Genomic DNA, 18,587 nt, shown 5'->3' on the forward strand with positions numbered 1-18,587 from the left:
ACCACCGAGCCCACTCCGCCCTCGGAGGCCGGCCACCGGTCACCCGACTGACCAACCTCCCCGGACATCACAGCTAGCCGGGCAGCACCGGCACCGCGCCGGGGTCCTGGAACGGCGGCACCGGCGTCCAGGCCGGCTCCTCCGGCGGGTTGACCGCCGAGAGCACCATCACCCCGCGCGGGTCGGCGACGTAGACCGCCGACGGGTCCGCCGCGATCACCGACACCGGCATGGTCAGGTTGCGGCTGGTGGCGTCGGAGTTGACCCCGTCGAGGTTGACGTAGGACACCGGGTGGTCGGGGTCGGTGCGGCTGACCGCCATGTCGTCGCCGGTGCGCCAGGACAGCGACACCACTGACGAGCCCAGCCCGAAGCCCAGCCGGCGCGGATAGACCAGCGCGAACTGCCCGGTCGAGGTCTGCTCCACCCCGGCGAGCACCACCTGCCCCTCGATCACCATCGCCGCGCGGGTGCCGTCGCGGGAGAGCTGCAGTTCGCTGATCTCGCCGGGGAACCGGGCGGCGACCGCCGAGCTGTCCACCGGCAGGTGCGCGGGCCGACCGGAGCCGGCCTCCCGGATCACCCGCAGCACCAGTTTGCCGTCGACGACGACCCACACCGCGTCGTCCAGCGACCAGCTGGGCCGCGACAGGGTGCGGCCCTCGGCGGCCTGCCCGGCCCCGCCGCCGAGCTCCCCGATCCACAGCGACGCCTTGTCGGGCTCGCCGACCACCGAGGCGGCGCGGCGCCCGTCGCGCGACAGCGCCGCCGACAGCTGGTGGGTGGTGGCCCCGAACGCGCCGGGCACCACGACCGAGCGTTGGCCGTCGATGCCGGCCAGCGCCCCGCCGAGCAGGGCGTGGATGCCCGCGGCGGCGCCCTCCGCCGAGCCGGGGTCGGTGGCGGCCACGTCGCCGGTGCTCCAGCCGTCGGCGAACCGGTCATCGAGGGCGGTGCCGTCGGTGTCGATCACGTACGGACCCTTGATGTCGGCGCGCACCAGCGTCCAGATGAGTTGCGCGGCCAGCAGTTTGGTGCTCTGCGGGTCGGTGGTGGTCAATCCCTGCAGGTCGATGCGCGCCCCGCCGTAGCCGCGGCCGATGCCGGTGCTGCCGCCGTCGGCGCGGGTGACCGGGCCGTTGAGCCGCAGCGGCGCGGCCAGCAGGTTGCGCACGCTGCGCTCCATCTCCGGGCGCGGCCCGGCGATCAGCTTGGACACCAGCTCGGTGGCCAGCTGGTCGGGATCGGAGACCGCCACGTAGCGCGGGTCGGGCACCATGGTCTGCCCGGTGGGGTCGACGAAGTACAGGGTGTTGCGCTTGTAGGTCTCCTGGAACTGCTGCCAGTCCAGGAAGACGCCGTTGGGCAGCCGGTCGATCCGCCAACCCTCGGCGGTCTTGACCAGTTCGATCGGGCCCGGGTCGGGCAGCCGGCCGGCGGCGGTCTCGAACACCCCCATGTCCGACAGGGTGCCGAGGATGTCGGCGCTCATCGCCACCGACACCTGCTGCGGGCCGCCGGTTTGCACGAACTGCACGTTGTCGATCAGGGTGGCGCGCCCGGCGTCGTCCCAGCCGTCGGAGGCGGACTGGGTGAGGAACTGCCGGGCGGCCAGGTGCCGGTTGGCCGGGTCGGCGGTGGCCTTGAGGAATTCGCGCAGCAGCACCTCAGGGTCCATGTCCGGGGTGGGCTTGGGCAGGTTCGGCGGCGCGGCGCGCTTGACGGTGCCGATCGCCTGCGGCGCCGAGGAGCTCGGCACCCCGGCGCAGCCGGCCAGCGCCAGCATCGCGGCCAGCAGCACGCTCAGCAGCCGGGCGCTCATCGGCTGTCCTCGGCCGGTTCGGGCGCACGGTCGCCGGGGTTACGTTCGGGGGCAATGGGTTTCAGTGGAAGCGGGCTGGTGGTGACCTTGTGGCCGCGCACCAGCGGCAGGGTCAGCCGGAAGCAGGCGCCGTTGCCGGGCTCGCCCCAGGCTTCCAGCCGGCCCTGGTGCAGCCGGGCGTCCTCGACGCTGATGGCCAGCCCCAGCCCGGTACCGCCGGAGCGGCGCACCCGCGACGGGTCGGCCCGCCAGAACCGGCTGAACACCAGCTTCTCCTCGCCGGGGCGCAACCCCACGCCGTGGTCGCGGACGGTGACCGCGACGGTGTCCACGTCGGCGGCCATCCGGATCTGCACCGGCTTGTGCTCGGCGTGGTCGATGGCGTTGGCGATCAGGTTGCGCAGGATGCGTTCCACCCGGCGGGTGTCGACCTCGGCGATCACCTCGTGGTCGGGCAGGTCCTGGCGCAGTTCGACTCCGGCGTCGGCGGCCAGGTGCCCGACGCTCTCCAGCGCCCCGCTGACCGTGGCCCGCAGGTCGATGGCCTCCACCGACAGCTCGGCGACGCCCGCGTCGTGGCGGGAGATCTCCAGCAGGTCGCCCAGCAGCAGTTCGAACCGGTCGAGTTCGTTGACCATCAGCTCGGTGGAGCGGCGTAGCGCCGGATCCAGTTCGTCGACGTGGTCGTAGATGAGGTCGGCGGCCATCCGCACCGTGGTCAGCGGGGTGCGCAGCTCGTGGCTGACGTCGGAGGTGAAGCGACGCTGCAGGTTTCCGAACTCCTCCAGCTGCTCGATCTGCCGGGACAGGCTTTCGGCCATGTCGTTGAACGACACCGCGAGCCGGGCCATGTCGTCCTCGCCGCGCACCGGCATCCGCTCGGACAGGTAGCCCTCGGCGAACCGTTCGGCGGTGCGGGCCGCCGCCCGCACCGGCAGCACCACCTGCCGCGACACCAGCAGCGCGATGCCGGCCAGCAGCACCAGCAACACCAGTCCCCCGGTGGCCATCGTGCCGCGCACCAGTTTGATCGTGGTCTGCTCGCTGTTGAGCGGGAAGATCAGGTACAGCTCGAGGTTGCTGACCTTGGACATGGTCGGGCTGCCCACGATCAGCGCCGGCCCGGAGAAGCCGTCGGTGTGCACGGTGGTGTATTGGTAGCTGACCTGCCCGGCACGCACGAAGTCGCGCAGCGCGTCGGGGACCTGGTCGACCGGGCCCGCGGCGGTGGCCGCGCGCGGGCCGTCGCCGGGCACCACCAGCACCGCGTCGAACGGGCCGGCCAGCCCCGCCCCCGAACTCGGGTCGGTCTTGGAGGTCAAGGTGTTGCGGCCCAGCTGCAGGCTCGAGGAGAGCGAGCGGGCCTCCTCCCCGCCGACGATGCCGCTGACCGTGGTGCGGGCGTGCTCGATCTGCTCGGTGGCCGCGCGCACCTTCACGTCGAGCACCCGGTCGGTGACCTGGCTGGTGAGCACGAACCCCAGCGCCAGGATCACCGCCAGCGACAGCCCCAGGGTCAGCACCACCACCCGCAACTGCAGGGAGCGGCGCCACACCACGCTCACCGCGCGGCTCAGCGCCGTCAGGCCCCGCAGCAGCGGGGTGGAACGACGGATGCGCCGCCGTGAGCTCCAGATCATCGGCGGCGCTCCCGGGCACCGGTCACGGAGGTCCGGCCTTGTACCCCACTCCCCGGACGGTCAGCACCACCTGCGGGTTCTCCGGGTCCTTCTCCACCTTGGCCCGCAACCGCTGCACGTGCACGTTCACCAGCCGGGTGTCGGCCGGGTGCCGGTATCCCCACACCTGCTCGAGGAGCACATCCCGAGTAAACACCTGCCGCGGCTTGCGGGCCAGCGCCACCAGCAGGTCGAACTCCAGCGGGGTGAGCGAGATCTGCTCCCCCTGGCGGGTCACCTTGTGGGCGGGCACGTCGATCTCGATGTCGCCGATCGAGAGCAGCTCGGCGGGCTCGTCGTCGTTGCGCCGCAGCCGCGCCCGCACCCGGGCCACCAGCTCCTTGGGTTTGAACGGTTTGACGATGTAGTCGTCGGCGCCGGACTCCAGGCCCAGCACCACGTCGACCGTGTCGCTCTTGGCGGTGAGCATCACGATCGGCACGCCGGAGTCGGCGCGCAGCACCCGGCAGACGTCGATGCCGTTCATGCCGGGCAACATCAAATCCAGCAGCACCAGATCCGGCCGCAACTCGCGCACGGCGGTCAGCGCCTGGGTGCCGTCACCGACGACCGCGGTGTCGAAACCCTCCCCACGCAGCACGATGGTGAGCATCTCGGCCAACGAGGCGTCGTCGTCGACGACAAGGATCCTTTGTTTCATGGCGTCTATGGTGTCACCAGATCGTGACAAAACCCGGCTACCACACGCCGGTAGCTGCACCGATCAGCCCGAAACGGGTGTTCGGCCGCTCACTCGGCGATGAGCTCGCCGGCCAGCTCCGCCGGGTCGGTGTCGGCGCCGGCCACCTGCCAGCGTCCGCCCCAGCCGGCGGCGGCCAGCTCCGCGTAGACCGCCCCGGTGCGCGCCTGCAGGCCGGTGTCGCGTTCGTAGCTGTCGCGGGCCCGGTCGGCCTCCTGCTGCGCGCGGCGCCGGGCCCGCTGGCCGGCCACTTCGGTGGGCACCGCCAACAGCAGCTGCCGGTCCGGGGCGGGCAGGTCCAGCCGGCCGTACTCCAGCCGGTGCACCCAGTCGACCACCGGCCCGCCGGCGTCCTGGTGGAGGCGGGCGGCGCTGTAGGCGGCGTTGGAGGCGACGTAGCGGTCCAGGATGACCACGTCGTGGTCGCGGCGGGCGGCGGCGATCTCCGCGCGGGCGGCGGCGCGGTCCAGGGCGAACAGCACCGCCATCGCATACACCGAATCGGCCAGGTCGCCGTGCTCGCCGTGCAGCGCCTCGGCGGCCAGGTCGGCGGTGATCGACTGCCGGTAGCGGGGGAACGCCAGGGTGGCCACCGTGCGGCCCTGCCGCTCCCAGCGCGCCCGCAGCCCCGCCGACAGCGTGCGCTTGCCCGCGCCGTCCACCCCTTCGATCGCGATCAGCATCCGCGCAGCGTAGCGCGGCGCCGCGCGGTCAGGCGTTGACCACCAGTTGCAGGCCGCGGCGATCGCGCGCGGTCTTGCGCCGCTTGCTGGCCGCCACCAGCCGGGCGACCGCGACCCGGATACCGCCGACCAGGTCGTCGATGTCGGGCAGCGCGTCGAAGTCGGCCAGCACCCCGAAATACAGGTCGTCGGCGTAGCTGAGGATCGCCACCCCGGTGCGCAACCGCATCGCGATCGGCGGCACCGGCAGCACCGCCAGCACCCGGCAGCCCAGGATCGACAGCGGCCGGGGCGGCCCGGGCACGTTGGTGGCCAGCGCGACCACGCCGCGCTGCGGCAGCCGGGTAGCCAGCCGCACCGCCCACGCGGTCAGCGGGTAGGGCACCACCGCGTTGGCGATCCCCACCGCCGCGCTGCCGGCCTGCTGCTGCCCGGCGGACTTGGTCCGCGCCATCCGGGCGCGCACCATTCGCAGCCGCTGCACCGGGTTCGCCTCCTCCACCGGCAGATACGGCAGCATCACCGAGACCCGGTTGTCGGTGCGGTCCGCCTCGCCGTCCCCGCGCACCGAGACCGGCACCAGGGTGCGCAGCGAATCGTGCTGCGGGATCTCGCCGTGCCGGATCAGGGTGTCGCGGTAGCTCTCGGCGAGCGCCGCCAGTGCCACATCGTTGACGGTGACGTCGAAAGTGCGGCAGACCCGCCGGATGTCGGCCAGCGGCACCCGGACCGCCGCGTAGCGGCGGCGGCCCGACATCGGGCCGTTGAGCGACGAGGTGGCGGCCGGCCGCAGCAGCCCCGCGGTGATCTCCCCCGCCCCGCGCACCGCGCGGGCGGTGGCCGCGGCCGCCGCCACCGACGCGTCACGCAGCCCGGCCAGCCAGCCGGGGGAATCGCCGGCGGGGCGCGCGGGCGGTCGCACCGCCGGCGGGTCGCCGTCGGGTGCCGGGTAGGCGGCGGCCACACCGTCGTCGGACAGCCCGGCGAGCATGTGCGCGGTGGCGATGCCGTCGGCGATGCAGTGGTGGACCTTCATCAGCATCGCCCACCGGTGCTCGGCGAGGCCTTCGATGACCCAGATCTCCCACAGCGGCCGGGCGCGGTCCAGTCGCCACGACATCATCTCGGCGACCAGCGCGTGCAGTTCGGTCTCGCCGCCGGGGGCGGGCACGCCGATGCGTCGCACGTGGCGGGTCAGGTCGAAATCGTCGTCGTCGACCCATTCGGGGGGACCGATGTCCAACGGGCGCAACCGGACCCGCTGCTTGAACCGGGGGCAGGCGGACATCCGCGCACCCAGCGTCGTCAGCAGCCGGTCGTAGTCGGGCGCCGGCCCGTCCAGCACCGCCAGCCCGCCGATGGCCAGGCTGACGTGGCGGTCGGAATCCTCGGCGTGCAGGAAGCCCGCGTCGAGTACTCCCATGCGATCCATGGCGGTGACCTCCCGGGAACTCGGGGTTGATGCGCTACGACCCACGACTTCACTATCGGCGGTGCCGGGTCGTCGTCACCAGGGCCGGAAGTCCCGACCTGGCGGGGAAAGTCCCTCCCGGGCGGGACCTTCGGCCCCTGCCGGTCGCGGCCGGGGCGCCGCCATGCTGAGAGCAGCAGCCGGGCGGCACGCCCGGCGCCACCGGAAAGAGGGCCGCCCATGGACGCCGAATTCCCCGACGCCGCAACGGTGGACACCGCTGTGGAGTTGGCCGTGCGGGCGCCGTCGGTGCACAACTCGCAGCCGTGGCGCTGGCGAGCCGACCCCCGCGACCGGGCGCGGGTGCACCTGCTCGCCGACCCTGCGCGCCGGCTGCACCGGGTCGACCCCGCCGGCCGGGATCTGCTGATCAGCTGTGGCGCCGCCCTGCACCACGCGGTGGTGGCGTTCGCCGCGCTGGGCTGGCACGCCACGGTGCGCCGCCTGCCCGACCCGGCGGACCCGACGCACCTGGCGGTGCTGGAGTTGCGGCGCGACCGGGCCGAGGCGGCGACGGTCGGGCTGGCCGCGGCGATCCCGCGGCGCCGCACCGACCGCAGGCTCTACAGCAGCTGGCCGGTCGCCGACGGCGACATCGCCCTGATGGCGGCCCGGGTCGCGCGCGGCGGGGTGATGCTGCGCCGGCTTGTGGCGATGGACACCCTGCGGCCGCTGATCGCGGCGGCGGTGCGCCACCACGTCGCGGACGCGGCGTATCTGGCCGAGCTGACCGCGTGGAGCGGGCGGTACGGCTCGACCGCGGGGGTCCCGGCGAGCAACACGCCCCGCCCCGAGCCGGCGGCCGGGGTGCCGGCCCGGGTGTTCGCCGGTCCGGCGTTGGCGCAGCCGCCCGGGGCCGAGCCCGCCGACGACCACTCGGTGCTGCTGGCGCTGGGCACCGCGGCCGACGACGCGACGGCGTGGCTGCGGGCCGGGGAGGCCACCAGCGTGGTGCTGTTGACCGCCACGGCGCTGGGGTTGGCCAGTTGCCCAGTGACCGAGCCGCTCGAGGTCGAGCAGACCCGTGCGGCGGTGCGCACCGACGTGTTCGGCGACGCCGGCTACCCGCAGATGCTGGTGCGGGTCGGGTGGGCGCCGGTCAACGCCGATCCGCTGCCCGCCACCCCGCGCCGGGCGCTGGCCGAGGTGTGGCAGCCGGCCGACTCCGCTACCCGGTCACCAGCGGCGCCGACCACCGCAGCACGGTCCCGCCTGCCGGCCGGCTGTTCACACTGAATCGGCCGCCGCTCTGTTCAGCGCGCCGGGCCAGGTTGCGCAGCCCGCTGCGGCACACCACCTCGGGCATGCCGCACCCGTTGTCGCTGACCTCGATGCACAATTCGTCGTCGACGCGCACCTGCACCGCCAGCGTCGACGCCTGCGCGTGACGCACCGCGTTGCTCACGGCTTCGCGGACCACCGCCGCGGCGTGGTCGGCCAACTCCCCGTCGACCACCGACAGCGGGCCGGTGTACTGCACGCTGCTGCGCGGCCCGGCCCCGGCGAAATGCGCGATCACCTCGTCGATGCGCTGCCGCAGTCCGGGGGTGTCGCTGCCGTGCAGGTCGAAGATGGTGGTGCGGATGTCGGAGATGACGTCCTGCAGGTCGTCGACGGCGGCGGAGAGCCGGTCGGCGACCTCCCCGGCGCGCAGCCGCGGGATCGTGCCCTGCAGCGACAGTCCGACCGCGAACAGCCGCTGGATGACCTGGTCGTGCAGGTCGCGGGCGATGCGCTCCCGGTCGGCGACCACGTCGAGCTCGCGCATCCGGCGCTGCGAGGTGGCCAGCTGCCAGGCCAGGGCCGCCTGGTCGGCGAAGGCGGCCGCCATCTCCAGGTGGTCGTCGCGAAACGGCACCGCGTCGGGTCCGCGCAGCACCACCACCACACCGGCGACGGTGTCGGTGGCCCGCATCGGCAGCACCAGCGCCGGGCCGAGCGGGCCGGCCTCCGCCAGCACGGGCGCCGGGGCGGGCGCCAGAACGGCCTCCGGGACGGGATCGAGGGTGAGCCGGTCCAGCCGCTGGGGGGCGCGGTCGGTGAAGGCTTGCCCGATCACGGTGCCGGCCACCGGCAGGTCCCGGCCGGCCAGCGCGGCGAGGGCCGGGCCGGTGGTCTCGACCACCCGCAGCACTTCGGGGTGGGCGTTGTCGGTGTCGGTAGGGACCGCGACCAGGGCCGCGTCGGCGCCGGTCAGTTTCGCCGCGTCCTCGGCGATGACCCGGAACGCGTCGGCCGGGTCGGACCCGGAGAGCAGTTCGGTGGCGATGTCGCGGGTGGATTCGATCCAGGACTGGCGGGCCTTGGCCTGCTCGTAGAGCCGGGCATTGGCGATGGCGCTGCCCGCGGCCGCGGCCAGCGCCTGCACCAGCACCTCGTCATCCTCGGTGAACGGCTGGCCGCCGGCCTTGTCGGTGAGGTACAGGTTGCCCAGCACCCGGGTGCGGATCCGGATCGGCACCCCCAGGAAGGTGCGCATCTGCGGGTGGTGCGGCGGGAAGCCCACCGCCGCGGGGTGCTCGGCGATGTCGTCGAGCCGGGTCGGTCGCGGGTCGGTCATCAGCGCCCCGACCACGCCGCGGCCGCGCGGGCGTTGGCCGATGCGCGCCACGGTCTCCGCGTCGACGCCCTCGTGGACGAACTCCATCAGCCGGTTGTCGCGGCTGTGCACCTCGATCGCGCCGTAGCGGGCGTCGACGAGGTTGGTGGCGGCGTGCACGATCGCGCGCAGGGTGGCGTCGAGGTCCAGCCCGGAGGTCACCAGCAGCATCGCCTCGATCAACCCGTCGAGGCGGTCGCGGCCCTCGGCGATCTGCTCGACGCGCTCCTGCACCTCGCCGAGCAGCTCCCGCAACCGCAGCTGCGAGAGGGTGTCGCGCATCTGCCGGTGCGGGTCGGCGGGGTCGCTGCCGGGGCCGGGTGCGGTGGTCATCGTCGGCTCATCGGGGCGGCTGGTTCTGGGCCAGTTTGGTGGCGAACACCGCGGCCTGGGTGCGCCGCTGCATGCCGAGTTTGGCCAGCAGCCGCGACACGTAGTTCTTGACGGTCTTCTCCGCGAGGAACATCCGGTCGGCGATCTGCTTGTTGGTCAGGCCCTCGGCGAGCAACCCGAGCAGGGTGCGTTCCTGGGCGGTGAGGTTCGACAGCGGGTCGGCGGGCTCGTCGGTGCGGCGCAGCGTGGCCATCAGGGCCGCCGCGGCCCGGTTGTCCAGCAGCGAGCGGCCGGCGCCGACCTCTTTGACCGCCCGCGCCAACTCCATGCCCTTGATGTCTTTGACCACATAGCCGCTGGCGCCGGCCAGGATGGCGTCCAGCATCGCCTCGTCGGAGGTGAACGACGTCAGGATCAGGCACCGCAGGTCGGGCAGGCGCGACAACAGCTCCCGGCACAGTTCGATGCCGTTGCCGTCGGGCAGCCGGACGTCGAGCACGGCGACATCGGGGCGGGCGGCCGGGATGCGGGCCAGCGCCTCGGCCACCGTGCCGGCCTCCCCGACCACCTCGAGCTCCGGGTCGGCGCCGAGCAGGTCGATCAGGCCGCGGCGCACCACCTCGTGGTCATCGACCAGGAACACCGTGACCACGCCTGCCTCCTCGCCTACCCCGGGACGTCGCACCAATTGTCCGATGCGACGGCGGCGGGGGCAACGAGGTCCGCCCCGGCGGGTCGGTCAGTAGCGGTAGTGGTCGGGCTTGTAGGGGCCCTCGACGTCGACGCCGATGTACTCGGCCTGGTCCTTGGTCAGCTTGGTCAGCGTGCCGCCGAGCGCCTCGACGTGGATGCGGGCCACCTTCTCGTCGAGGTGCTTGGGCAGCCGGTACACCTCGTTGTCGTACTCGTCGTTCTTGGTCCACAGCTCGATCTGGGCGATGACCTGGTTGGAGAAGCTGTTGCTCATCACGAACGACGGGTGGCCGGTGGCGTTGCCCAGGTTGAGCAGCCGGCCCTCGGAGAGCACGATGATCGAGCGGCCGGTGTCCGGGAAGGTCCACTGGTCGACCTGCGGCTTGATGGTGTCGCGGACGGCGCCGGAGCGTTCCAGGGCGGCCATCTGGATCTCGTTGTCGAAGTGGCCGATGTTGCCCAGGATGGCCTGTTCCTTCATCGCCTTCATGTGCTCGAGGGTGATGATGTCCTTGTTGCCGGTGGTGGTGATGACGATGTCGGCCTCGCCGATCGCCTGCTCGACGGTCTTGACGTCGAAGCCCTCCATCAGCGCCTGCAGCGCGTTGATCGGGTCGATCTCGGTGACGATCACCCGGGCGCCCTGCCCCTTGAGCGACTCCGCGGAGCCCTTGCCGACGTCGCCGTAGCCGCAGATCAGCGCGGTCTTGCCGCCGATCATGACGTCGGTGCCGCGGTTGATGCCGTCGATCAGGGAGTGCCGGCAGCCGTACTTGTTGTCGAACTTGGATTTGGTGACCGAGTCGTTGACGTTGATCGCCGGGAAGGTCAGCTCACCGGCGGCGGCGAACTGGTAGAGCCGCAGCACCCCGGTGGTGGTCTCCTCGGTGACGCCCTTGACCGACTCGGCGATGCGGGTCCACTTGGTCTTGTCGGTCTCGAACCGCTGCGCGAGCCGGGTGAGGAAGACCTTCCACTCGGCCGGGTCGTCCTCCTCGATCGGCGGCACCACGCCGGCCTTCTCGTACTGGGCGCCGCGCAGCACCATCATGGTGGCGTCGCCGCCGTCGTCGAGGATCATGTTGGCCGGTTCGTCCGGCCAGGTCAGCGCCTGCTCGGCGGCCCACCAGTACTCCTCGAGGGTCTCGCCCTTCCACGCGAAGACCGGGGTGCCCTGGGGTTCCTCCGGGGTGCCGTGCGGGCCGACGACGACCGCGGCGGCGGCGTGGTCCTGGGTGGAGAAGATGTTGCAGGAGGCCCACCGGACCTCGGCGCCCAGGCTCACCAGCGTCTCGATCAGCACCGCGGTCTGCACGGTCATGTGCAGCGACCCGGAGATGCGCGCCCCCCGCAGCGGGTTGACGTCGGCGTACTCGCGCCGCAGCGCCATCAGGCCCGGCATCTCGTGTTCGGCCAGCCGGATCTCCTTGCGGCCGAACTCGGCCAGCGACAGGTCGGCGACCTTGTACTCGATGCCGTTGCGGCTGTCGGCGGTCACAGTCATCAGGGGCCCTTCGTCGATGTCGAATCGGATAGCTCGCCTACACGTTACCGACGGCGCTGGGCGCCCCCGCTGCCGGTGCGGGTGCCGGTGCGCTAGGGGTGGCCGCCGTCGGGACCCCAGGCCGCCGCGTCGTCGCGCACGGTGCCGTAGGCCTCGGCCGCCGGGGTGAACAACCGGGCCAGATCGGCGGCGACGTCGTGGTCGGATTCCGGCGGCATCGACACGTAGCTGATCGCCAGCCGCACGATCGCGCGGGCCAGGATCCCGGCGTCGGTGTCGCTGACCTGCACCCAGCTGCGGGTGAAGGTGGCGGTCAGCCGCTGCGAGCAGTGGGTGATGATCGGGGCGCTGTCGGTGGTGATGATCTGCAGCAGGTCCGGTTTGGCGACACCGGTGAGCAGCGAGATCACCAGCGGGTCGGCGGCCGACTGGGCGAAGAACAGCCGGAAGCCCTCCAGGAAGGCGCCGTGGATGTCGCCGACGTTGTTGTCCAGGGCGGCGTCGATGACGTCGACGAGTTGGTCGGCCAGGCGCAGCGCGTAGCCCTGCGCCAAGCCCTGGCGCGACCCGAACTCGTTGTAGATGGTCTGGCGGCTCACCCCGGCCGCCCCGGCCACGTCGGCCAGGGTGACCGCCGACCAGTCCCGGTTGAGCAGCAGTTCGCGCATCGCGTCGAGCACCGAGTCCCGCAACAGCGCGCGGGATGCCTCGGCGTAGGGCATCCGCGGGTTTCGGCTCACCCGGGCGAGACTAGTCGCTGCCGGCCCTGCGGCGGTCACGGCCGGACGACTTCGACCATCTCGAAGTCGGCTTTGGCGGCGCCGCAGTCCGGGCAGCTCCAGTCCTCGGGGATGTCGGCCCAGCGGGTGCCGGGCTCGATGCCGTCCTCGGGCCAGCCCTTGGCCTCGTCGTACTCGAAGCCGCACTGTACGCAGACGAACAGTTTGTAGTCGCTCATCGGGTCACCTCCAGGGCGGGTCCGGCCGCGGCGGCCGGGGCGTAGCGGGCGAGCACCTTGTCGCGCACCCGCGGGTGGATGTTGGCCCGGGTGATGTCGCCGTCGTAGTGGTCGAGCACCCGGTGGTCCATCAGCCGGCGCCACAGCGGCGGGAAGTAGGTCAGCCCGATCAGCGACGCGTAGCCGCTGGGCAGGTTCGGCGCCCCGTCCATGCTGCGCAGCGTCTGGTAGCGCCGGGTCGGGTTGGCGTGGTGGTCACTGTGGCGCTGCAGGTGGTAGAGGAACAGGTTGGTCACGATGTGGTCGGAGTTCCAGCTGTGTTCGGGGGTGCAGCGCTCGTAGCGGCCACTGTCGCGTTTGCGGCGCAGCAGCCCGTAGTGCTCGAGGTAGTTCACCGACTCCAGCAGCGAGAACCCGTAGACGGCCTGGATGAGCACGAACGGGATCAGGCCGGGCCCGAAGACCGCGATGAGCGCTCCCCACAGCACGATCGACATCGCCCAGGCGTTGAGCACGTCGTTGCCCGGCCAGGTCAGCGGGTTCCACGGGTTCTTGCCGGCCCGGCGGATGCGCTGGGCCTCCAGGTGCAGCGCCGAGCGCAGGCTGCCGAACACGGTGCGCGGCAAGAACTCCCAGAACGTCTCGCCGAAGCGGGCCGACGCCGGGTCCTCCGGGGTGGCCACCCGCACGTGGTGGCCGCGGTTGTGCTCGACGTAGAAGTGGCCGTAGCCGGATTGCGCCAGGGTGATCTTGGACAGCCACCGCTCCAGGGACTCCTTCTTGTGCCCCATCTCGTGGGCGGTGTTGATGCCGATGCCGCCGAGCGCGCCGATCGACAGGGCCAGCCCGATCTTGGCCGGCCAGCCCAGGGCGCCGTCGAAGCCCAGCCAGCTCAGGTTCGCGGCGGTGAACAGGTAGGCGCCCAGCACCACGCTGGCGTACTGGAACGGAATGTAGGCGTAGGTGCAGTAGCGGTAGTACTTGTCGTTCTCCAGCTGCGCCATCACCTCGTCGGGGGCGTTCTGGCCGTCGGCGCCGAACCGCAGGTCCAGGATCGGCAGCAGCACGTAGATCAGGACCGGCCCGATCCAGAACAGGGACTGCGCGGCGGTGTGCCAGCCGGCCTGGTTGAGCGCCCACACGATCGGCAGCACCAGGAACAGCGCGGTGGGCGCGATCAGGCCGAGCAGCCACAGGTAGCGCTTCTTGTCCCGCCAAGCCGGTGTCTCGGCGCTCGCGGGGGTGATCGCTTCGGTCGCCTGGGCCGGCGATTGGGTGCTCATCGGCAAACCTCCTTGTGAGTACCACCACTCACCAGTGGACGTTACTGCCGTCTATGTCTTTTGTCTAGACATTTGCCCTACGTTTGTAAAACTCGTTGGTCGGGGCTGTCCGGGTCGCTGTCGGGGTCGCTGTCCGGCTCCGCCCGCTGGCCGGCGAGGCGGGCCGCCAGCACCGAGTGCCGCCTGCCGTAGCCGAGGTAGACCGCCACCCCGGCGACCATCCAGACCCCGAACCGCACCCAGGTCAGGGCGGTCAGGTTGAGCATCAGCCACAGGCAGGCCGCGATCGACACGATCGGCAGCACCGGCACCCACGGCGCCCGGAAGCCGCGGGGCAGCTCCGGGCGGGTGCGGCGCAGCACCAGCACGCCCGCCGAGACCAGCACGAAGGCGAACAGCGTGCCGACGTTGACCATCTCTTCGAGCTTGTCCATCGGGAACACCGACGCGGCGACGGCCACCAGCACCGCGACCAGCACCGTGATGCGCACCGGGGTGCCGCGCGCGCCGGTGCGGGCCAGCGGCCGCGGCAGCAGCCCGTCGCGCGACATCGCGAACAGCACCCGCGACTGGCCGAGCATGAGCACCATGACCACGGTGGTCAGTCCCGCCAGCGCGCCGATCGAGATCACCCCGCTGGCCCAGCCGACCCCGTTGAGCACGAAGGCGGTGGCCAGGTTCGGCGGGGCGCCGCCCGCGCCGGCGCGCAGTTCGGTGTAGGACACCATCCCCGAGAGCACCACCGAGACCGCGAGGTAGAGCACGGTCACCACCCCGAGGGTGGCCAGGATGCCGCGCGCGACGTCCTTCTGCGGGTTACGGGTCTCCTCGGCGGTGGTGGCCACCACGTCGAAACCGATGAAGGCGAAGAACACGATCGCGGCGCCCGCCAGCATCCCGTACCAGCCGTACTGGCTGCCCTGCGCGCCGGTCAGCAGCGACAGCACCGACTGGTCCATCCCGGTGCCGGTGGTGCCGCCGGTCTCGGGCGGTGGCACGAACGGGGTGAAGTTGGCCGCCTTGACGTAGCCGGCGCCGACCACCACCACCAGCAGCACCACGCCCACTTTGATCGCGGTGACCACCGCGGAGAACCGGGAGGACAGTTTGGTGCCCGCGGCCAGCAGCACCGCGACCAGCACCACGATCAGCAGCGCGCCCCAGTCCACGGTGAGCGAGCCCAGCGCCACGGTGCCGCCGCCGAAACCGAAGACGGTGCCCAGATAGCTCGACCAGCCCTTGGCGACCACCGCGGTGCCCAGGGCGAACTCCAGCACCAGGTTCCAGCCGACGATCCAGGCGACGAACTCGCCGAAGGTGGCGTAGGAGAAGGTGTAGGCGCTGCCGGCCACCGGCACCGTCGAGGCGAACTCGGCGTAGCACAGTGCCGCGAGCCCGCAGGTGACCGCCGCGATCACGAACGACACCGAGATGGCCGGGCCGGTCAGGTCGGCTGCGGTCGAGGCGGTGACGGTGAAGATGCCCGCACCGACGACCACCGAGACGCCGAAGACGGTCAGGTCCCGCCAGGTCAGGTCGCGGCGCAGCCGGGTGCCGGCCTCCTCGGTGTCGGCGATGGACTGTTCCACCGACTTGGTGCGCCACCGGTTCATCGCTCACCTCCGGTTGTCGAGCGGTCCAGGTCCGGTTCCAGGTAGATCAGCCGCGCGGCGGGCACCGCGGCCCGGATGCGCGCCTCGGCGGCGTCGATGGTGGCGGCGACGGTGGCCAGGTCGACGTGGGCGCCCAGCGCGATCTTGGCCGCCACCAGCAGTTCGTCGGGGCCCAGGTACTGGGTGCGCAGGTGGATCAGCCGCTCGACGTGTTCGGTGCCGGCCACCGCGGCGCGGATCGCGGCGTCCTCGGCGCCGGTCGCGCCCTCCCCGATGAGCAGGCTGTACATCTCGACCATCAGGATCACCGCGATCACCCCGAGCAGCGCCCCGATCCCGACGGTGGCCACGCCGTCCCAGACCGGGTCGCCGGTGAGCACGGTCAGCCCCACCCCGGCCGCCGCGAAGACCAGCCCGACCAGCGCCCCGGTGTCCTCCAGCAGCACGACCGGCAGCTCCGGGCTGCGGGAGGTGCGGATGAACTGCCACCAGCTGCCGGATCCGCGCAGCGGCCGCGACTCGCGGACCGCGGTGGTGAAGCTGTAGGTCTCCAGCCCGATGGCGACCGCCAGGATGCCCAGCGCCACCACCGGAGCGGTGACCGGGGTGGGGGCGACGATCTTGTGGTAGCCCTCGTAGAGCGCGAAGACCGCGCCGAGGGTGAACAGCACCAGCGCCACCACGAACGACCAGAAGTAGCGGGAGCGGCCGTAGCCGAACGGGTGGGTGGGGTCGGCGGCGCGGCGGGCGGCGCGCTGGCCCCACAGCAGCAGCGCCTGGTTGCCGGTGTCGGCCACCGAGTGCACGGCTTCGGCCAGCAGCGCCGAACTGCCGGTGATCGCGAACCCGGCGAACTTGGCGGCGGCGATGCCGGCGTTGGCGGTCAACGCCGCCAGGATGGCGCGGGTGCTGCCGCTGCTCACGCGCCCACGGTGACCCGGAACACCGTCGCAGGCCCGCGGGCCAGCAACCGGATCGGCCCGTCCTCGGCACCGACCCAGGCGGCCATGCCCCGCTCCAGGGTCAGGGTGGTGGCCTTGGCGTGCACCGTCATCGCGCCCTCGGTGCAGACCAGGATCTGCGGCCCGTCGTAGGGGCAGGGCGCGTCGACCTCGTGGCCCAGGTCGGCCCCGTCGAGGCGGAGGGCGGCCACCGCGAACTCCTCGGCCGGGGTCTGGTAGATCCGGGCGAAGCCGTCGCAGCGGGTCGGGGTGCGTAGCGCCGCCTCGGCGGTGGGGCTGAAGTCGAGCACCCGCAGCAGTTCGGGGACATCGACGTGCTTGGGGGTCAGCCCGCCGCGCAGCACGTTGTCGGAGTTGGCCATCACCTCCAGCCCGACACCGTTGAGGTAGGTGTGCAGGTTGCCGGCGGGCAGGAACAGCCCCTCCCCCGGCGCCAGCCGGATCCGGTTGAGCAGCAGTGCGGCCAGCACCCCCGCGTCGCCGGGGTAGCGTTCGCCCAGCTCCAGCAGGGTGCGCACCTCGGCGCTGAACTCCTCGGCGCCCGAGGCCGCGTAGTGGATCGCGCCGTCGAGCACCGCGGGCACCAAGACGTCGAGGTCGGGCTGCGGTGCGGTGATCCAGGTGGTGAACAGGGCGCGCAGCCCGTCGGCGTCGGACTGGCCGCCGTCTGAATTGGCACCGAGCAGGTCGATGAACGGGTCCAGGTCGGAGACCGCCAGCGCGCGCAGCAACCCGATGGTGCGGGCCACCGGGCGGAACCCGGCCAGCGCTTCGAACGGCTGCAGCGCCACCAGCAGTTCGGGCTTGTGGCTGCTGTCGCGGTAGTTGCGGACCGGGGCGTTGACCGGCACCCCGGCCGCCTCCTCCCGTCGGAAGCCGTCCACCGCCTGCGCGGCGCTGGGGTGGGCCTGCAGCGACAGCGGTTCGTCGGCGGCGAGGATCTTGACCAGAAACGGCAGGGTGTCGCCGAACCGGTCGCAGGTGGCCGCGCCGAGTTGCCCCTCCGGGTCGGCGGCCAGGGTCTCCAGCAGGGAGGTCTCCCCGCCCTCGGTGGCCAGATAGGCCGAGTCGCCGGGGTGGGCGCCCAGCCACAGCTCGGCCTCGGGATGCACGGTCGGGACCGGACGGCCGGTGAATTCGGCGATGGCGGTCCGCGACCCCCAGGCGTAGGTGCGTATCGCACCGCGTAGCAGTTCCACTGTCTTGAACTATCCCCGTCTCTCCCCGCGCAGCCGCAGGTACACCGCGGCCAACTCCAGCCGGACGGCCAGCACGGCCGCCTGCTGCTCGGCGGGCACCCGGTCCGCCGCGGCGGCCGGGTCGCGGTCGTCGGCGGCGGTGTCGTCTGCGGTGACCAGGTCGACGTCGGCGAGCCCGGCGACCCGGGCGGCCACCACCGTCCGGTGCTCGGCCAGCGCCAGCGCCAGCACGCGCAGCCGGGCCGGTGCCGGCCCGTCGATCTGATCGTCGTGGAAGATGCTAGCGGTCGGCGCCGACCGCAGCGCCGCAACCGCGTCGCCGAGCCCGCCCGCCGCGGCCGGGGTGCGGGCGATGCGCAGCAGGGCGGCGCTGCCGTGCCGGGCCAGCGCGAGCGTGGTGGGGTCGTCCCCGGCGAGCGCGACCGACCGTCCGGCCAGCCGCTCGGCCAGGTTCTTCGCCGGGTTGGTGAACACCTCGCGGGCCGGCCCGTCGCGCAGCGCCTCGGCGTCGAGCGCATCGGCCACCGCCGCCAGGTCGGCCCGGGTGCGCGGTCCGACGGCACCGAGCGCCGCCAGCCCGGCGGCCAGGTGCCCGGCGAGCCGGAATTCGTCGGGGACCGCGATGCGCGGCGCCAGCACCGCCGCCCGGCCGGCGGCGGCGTCGCGCAACGGCCCCTCGTACGGCGCGGCGATCACCACCCGGGCGCCGCGGCGCACCCCGGTCGCCGCGCCGGTGACCAGCGCCGGGTCAGCGGGATCGTCGCCGGCGACCAGCAGCACGTCCAGCGGGCCGATCCACGGCGGCACCTCGCCGGCCTGCACCAGCGGGGTGGCCGACGAGCCGGACTGGGTGGCGGCCAGCAGCGCGCCCGCGGTGCCGGCGCCGCCCCGCCCGGCCAGGTGGATCAGGGTGCGCGCCGGGTCGTCGCCCAGCGTCGCGAGCGCGCCCTCCTCGACCGCGGCGGCGACCGCCCGCACCTGCGCGCCGGCCATGGCGGTCGCCCGCAGCAGGCCGTCGGTGTCCGCGGCGAGCAGGTCGTCGCCGTCATCGAGGTCGATCGCCGCGTGGCGGGCGGTCACCGCGGCGC

16 protein-coding genes are annotated in these 18,587 nt (G+C 72.8%); 1 reads left to right on the top strand and 15 read right to left on the bottom strand.

The genetic code is table 11. The features are described 5' to 3' along the window. Nucleotides 1-73 precede the first annotated feature (73 nt). The 5 genes from lpqB to A5643_RS07520 all read right to left on the bottom strand — a co-directional run bounded on the left by lpqB (nucleotide 74) and on the right by A5643_RS07520 (nucleotide 6,316). Nucleotides 74-1,822 carry an MtrAB system accessory lipoprotein LpqB gene (gene lpqB / locus A5643_RS07500; RefSeq protein WP_066853544.1) on the bottom strand — a complete coding sequence of 583 codons (1,749 nt, stop codon included), beginning with the start codon at nucleotides 1,820-1,822 and terminating at the stop codon, nucleotides 74-76. Next, nucleotides 1,819-3,462: an MtrAB system histidine kinase MtrB gene (gene mtrB / locus A5643_RS07505; protein ID WP_066853545.1), complete on the bottom strand. Its 1,644-nt coding sequence runs from the start codon at nucleotides 3,460-3,462 to the stop codon at nucleotides 1,819-1,821. Before mtrB ends, lpqB begins: the two co-directional genes overlap by 4 nt. Nucleotides 3,463-3,484: 22 nt before the next feature. Further along, nucleotides 3,485-4,171 carry a two-component system response regulator MtrA gene (mtrA, locus tag A5643_RS07510; RefSeq protein WP_082948803.1) on the bottom strand — a complete coding sequence of 229 codons (687 nt, stop codon included), beginning with the start codon at nucleotides 4,169-4,171 and terminating at the stop codon, nucleotides 3,485-3,487. A gap of 80 nt (nucleotides 4,172-4,251) precedes the next feature. Further along, nucleotides 4,252-4,884 (bottom strand): dTMP kinase, encoded by a 633-nt coding sequence (locus A5643_RS07515; protein ID WP_066853548.1) that lies wholly within the window; start codon nucleotides 4,882-4,884, stop codon nucleotides 4,252-4,254. Between the two features lie 28 nt (nucleotides 4,885-4,912). Beyond that, a complete protein-coding gene (locus A5643_RS07520) occupies nucleotides 4,913-6,316 on the bottom strand; it encodes a WS/DGAT/MGAT family O-acyltransferase (protein WP_066853550.1) in 1,404 nt (467 codons plus the stop codon). A gap of 219 nt (nucleotides 6,317-6,535) precedes the next feature. On the opposite strand from A5643_RS07520, the gene A5643_RS07525 reads away from it, so the two are divergent. Continuing rightward, nucleotides 6,536-7,591, top strand: coding sequence for an Acg family FMN-binding oxidoreductase (locus A5643_RS07525; protein ID WP_066853551.1), 1,056 nt, complete (start codon nucleotides 6,536-6,538; stop codon nucleotides 7,589-7,591). Here the strand turns inward: A5643_RS07525 and A5643_RS07530 are convergent. The 10 genes from A5643_RS07530 to A5643_RS07575 all read right to left on the bottom strand — a co-directional run bounded on the left by A5643_RS07530 (nucleotide 7,524) and on the right by A5643_RS07575 (nucleotide 18,579). Beyond that, complete coding sequence (locus A5643_RS07530; protein ID WP_066853553.1) at nucleotides 7,524-9,287, bottom strand: GAF domain-containing sensor histidine kinase; 1,764 nt, start codon at nucleotides 9,285-9,287, stop codon at nucleotides 7,524-7,526. The genes A5643_RS07525 and A5643_RS07530 overlap by 68 nt on opposite strands. 7 nt (nucleotides 9,288-9,294) lie before the next feature. Next, on the bottom strand, nucleotides 9,295-9,939 hold the full coding sequence (dosR, locus tag A5643_RS07535) for a hypoxia response regulator transcription factor DosR/DevR (protein WP_066853554.1): 645 nt from the start codon (nucleotides 9,937-9,939) through the stop codon (nucleotides 9,295-9,297). 87 nt (nucleotides 9,940-10,026) lie between these two features. After that, nucleotides 10,027-11,484 carry an adenosylhomocysteinase gene (gene ahcY / locus A5643_RS07540; protein WP_066853556.1) on the bottom strand — a complete coding sequence of 486 codons (1,458 nt, stop codon included), beginning with the start codon at nucleotides 11,482-11,484 and terminating at the stop codon, nucleotides 10,027-10,029. Between the two features lie 92 nt (nucleotides 11,485-11,576). Continuing rightward, the gene (gene alkX, locus A5643_RS07545; RefSeq protein WP_066853558.1) at nucleotides 11,577-12,206 is read right to left on the bottom strand and encodes a TetR family transcriptional regulator AlkX; all 630 of its coding nucleotides are present in this window, start codon (nucleotides 12,204-12,206) and stop codon (nucleotides 11,577-11,579) included. A gap of 53 nt (nucleotides 12,207-12,259) precedes the next feature. Next, nucleotides 12,260-12,442 (bottom strand): rubredoxin, encoded by a 183-nt coding sequence (locus A5643_RS07550; RefSeq protein ID WP_066853560.1) that lies wholly within the window; start codon nucleotides 12,440-12,442, stop codon nucleotides 12,260-12,262. Further along, nucleotides 12,439-13,725, bottom strand: coding sequence for an alkane 1-monooxygenase (locus tag A5643_RS07555; protein ID WP_066853562.1), 1,287 nt, complete (start codon nucleotides 13,723-13,725; stop codon nucleotides 12,439-12,441). The genes A5643_RS07550 and A5643_RS07555 overlap by 4 nt, the downstream gene beginning before the upstream one ends. A gap of 77 nt (nucleotides 13,726-13,802) precedes the next feature. Continuing rightward, nucleotides 13,803-15,338 carry an amino acid permease gene (locus tag A5643_RS07560; RefSeq protein WP_066853564.1) on the bottom strand — a complete coding sequence of 512 codons (1,536 nt, stop codon included), beginning with the start codon at nucleotides 15,336-15,338 and terminating at the stop codon, nucleotides 13,803-13,805. Beyond that, nucleotides 15,335-16,261, bottom strand: a complete 927-nt coding sequence (locus A5643_RS07565; protein ID WP_066853566.1) for a cation diffusion facilitator family transporter — start codon at nucleotides 16,259-16,261, stop codon at nucleotides 15,335-15,337. Before A5643_RS07565 ends, A5643_RS07560 begins: the two co-directional genes overlap by 4 nt. Further along, complete coding sequence (gene manA / locus A5643_RS07570) at nucleotides 16,258-17,499, bottom strand: mannose-6-phosphate isomerase, class I (RefSeq protein WP_066853568.1); 1,242 nt, start codon at nucleotides 17,497-17,499, stop codon at nucleotides 16,258-16,260. Before manA ends, A5643_RS07565 begins: the two co-directional genes overlap by 4 nt. Nucleotides 17,500-17,508: 9 nt before the next feature. After that, entirely contained in the window at nucleotides 17,509-18,579 is a 1,071-nt protein-coding gene (locus A5643_RS07575; RefSeq protein ID WP_066853569.1) for a TobH protein, read from the bottom strand. Between the last annotated feature and the right edge of the window lie 8 nt (nucleotides 18,580-18,587).

Origin of the sequence: Mycobacterium sp. 1274756.6 (genome assembly GCF_001668625.1) — a bacterium.
GTDB lineage: Bacteria > Actinomycetota > Actinomycetes > Mycobacteriales > Mycobacteriaceae > Mycobacterium.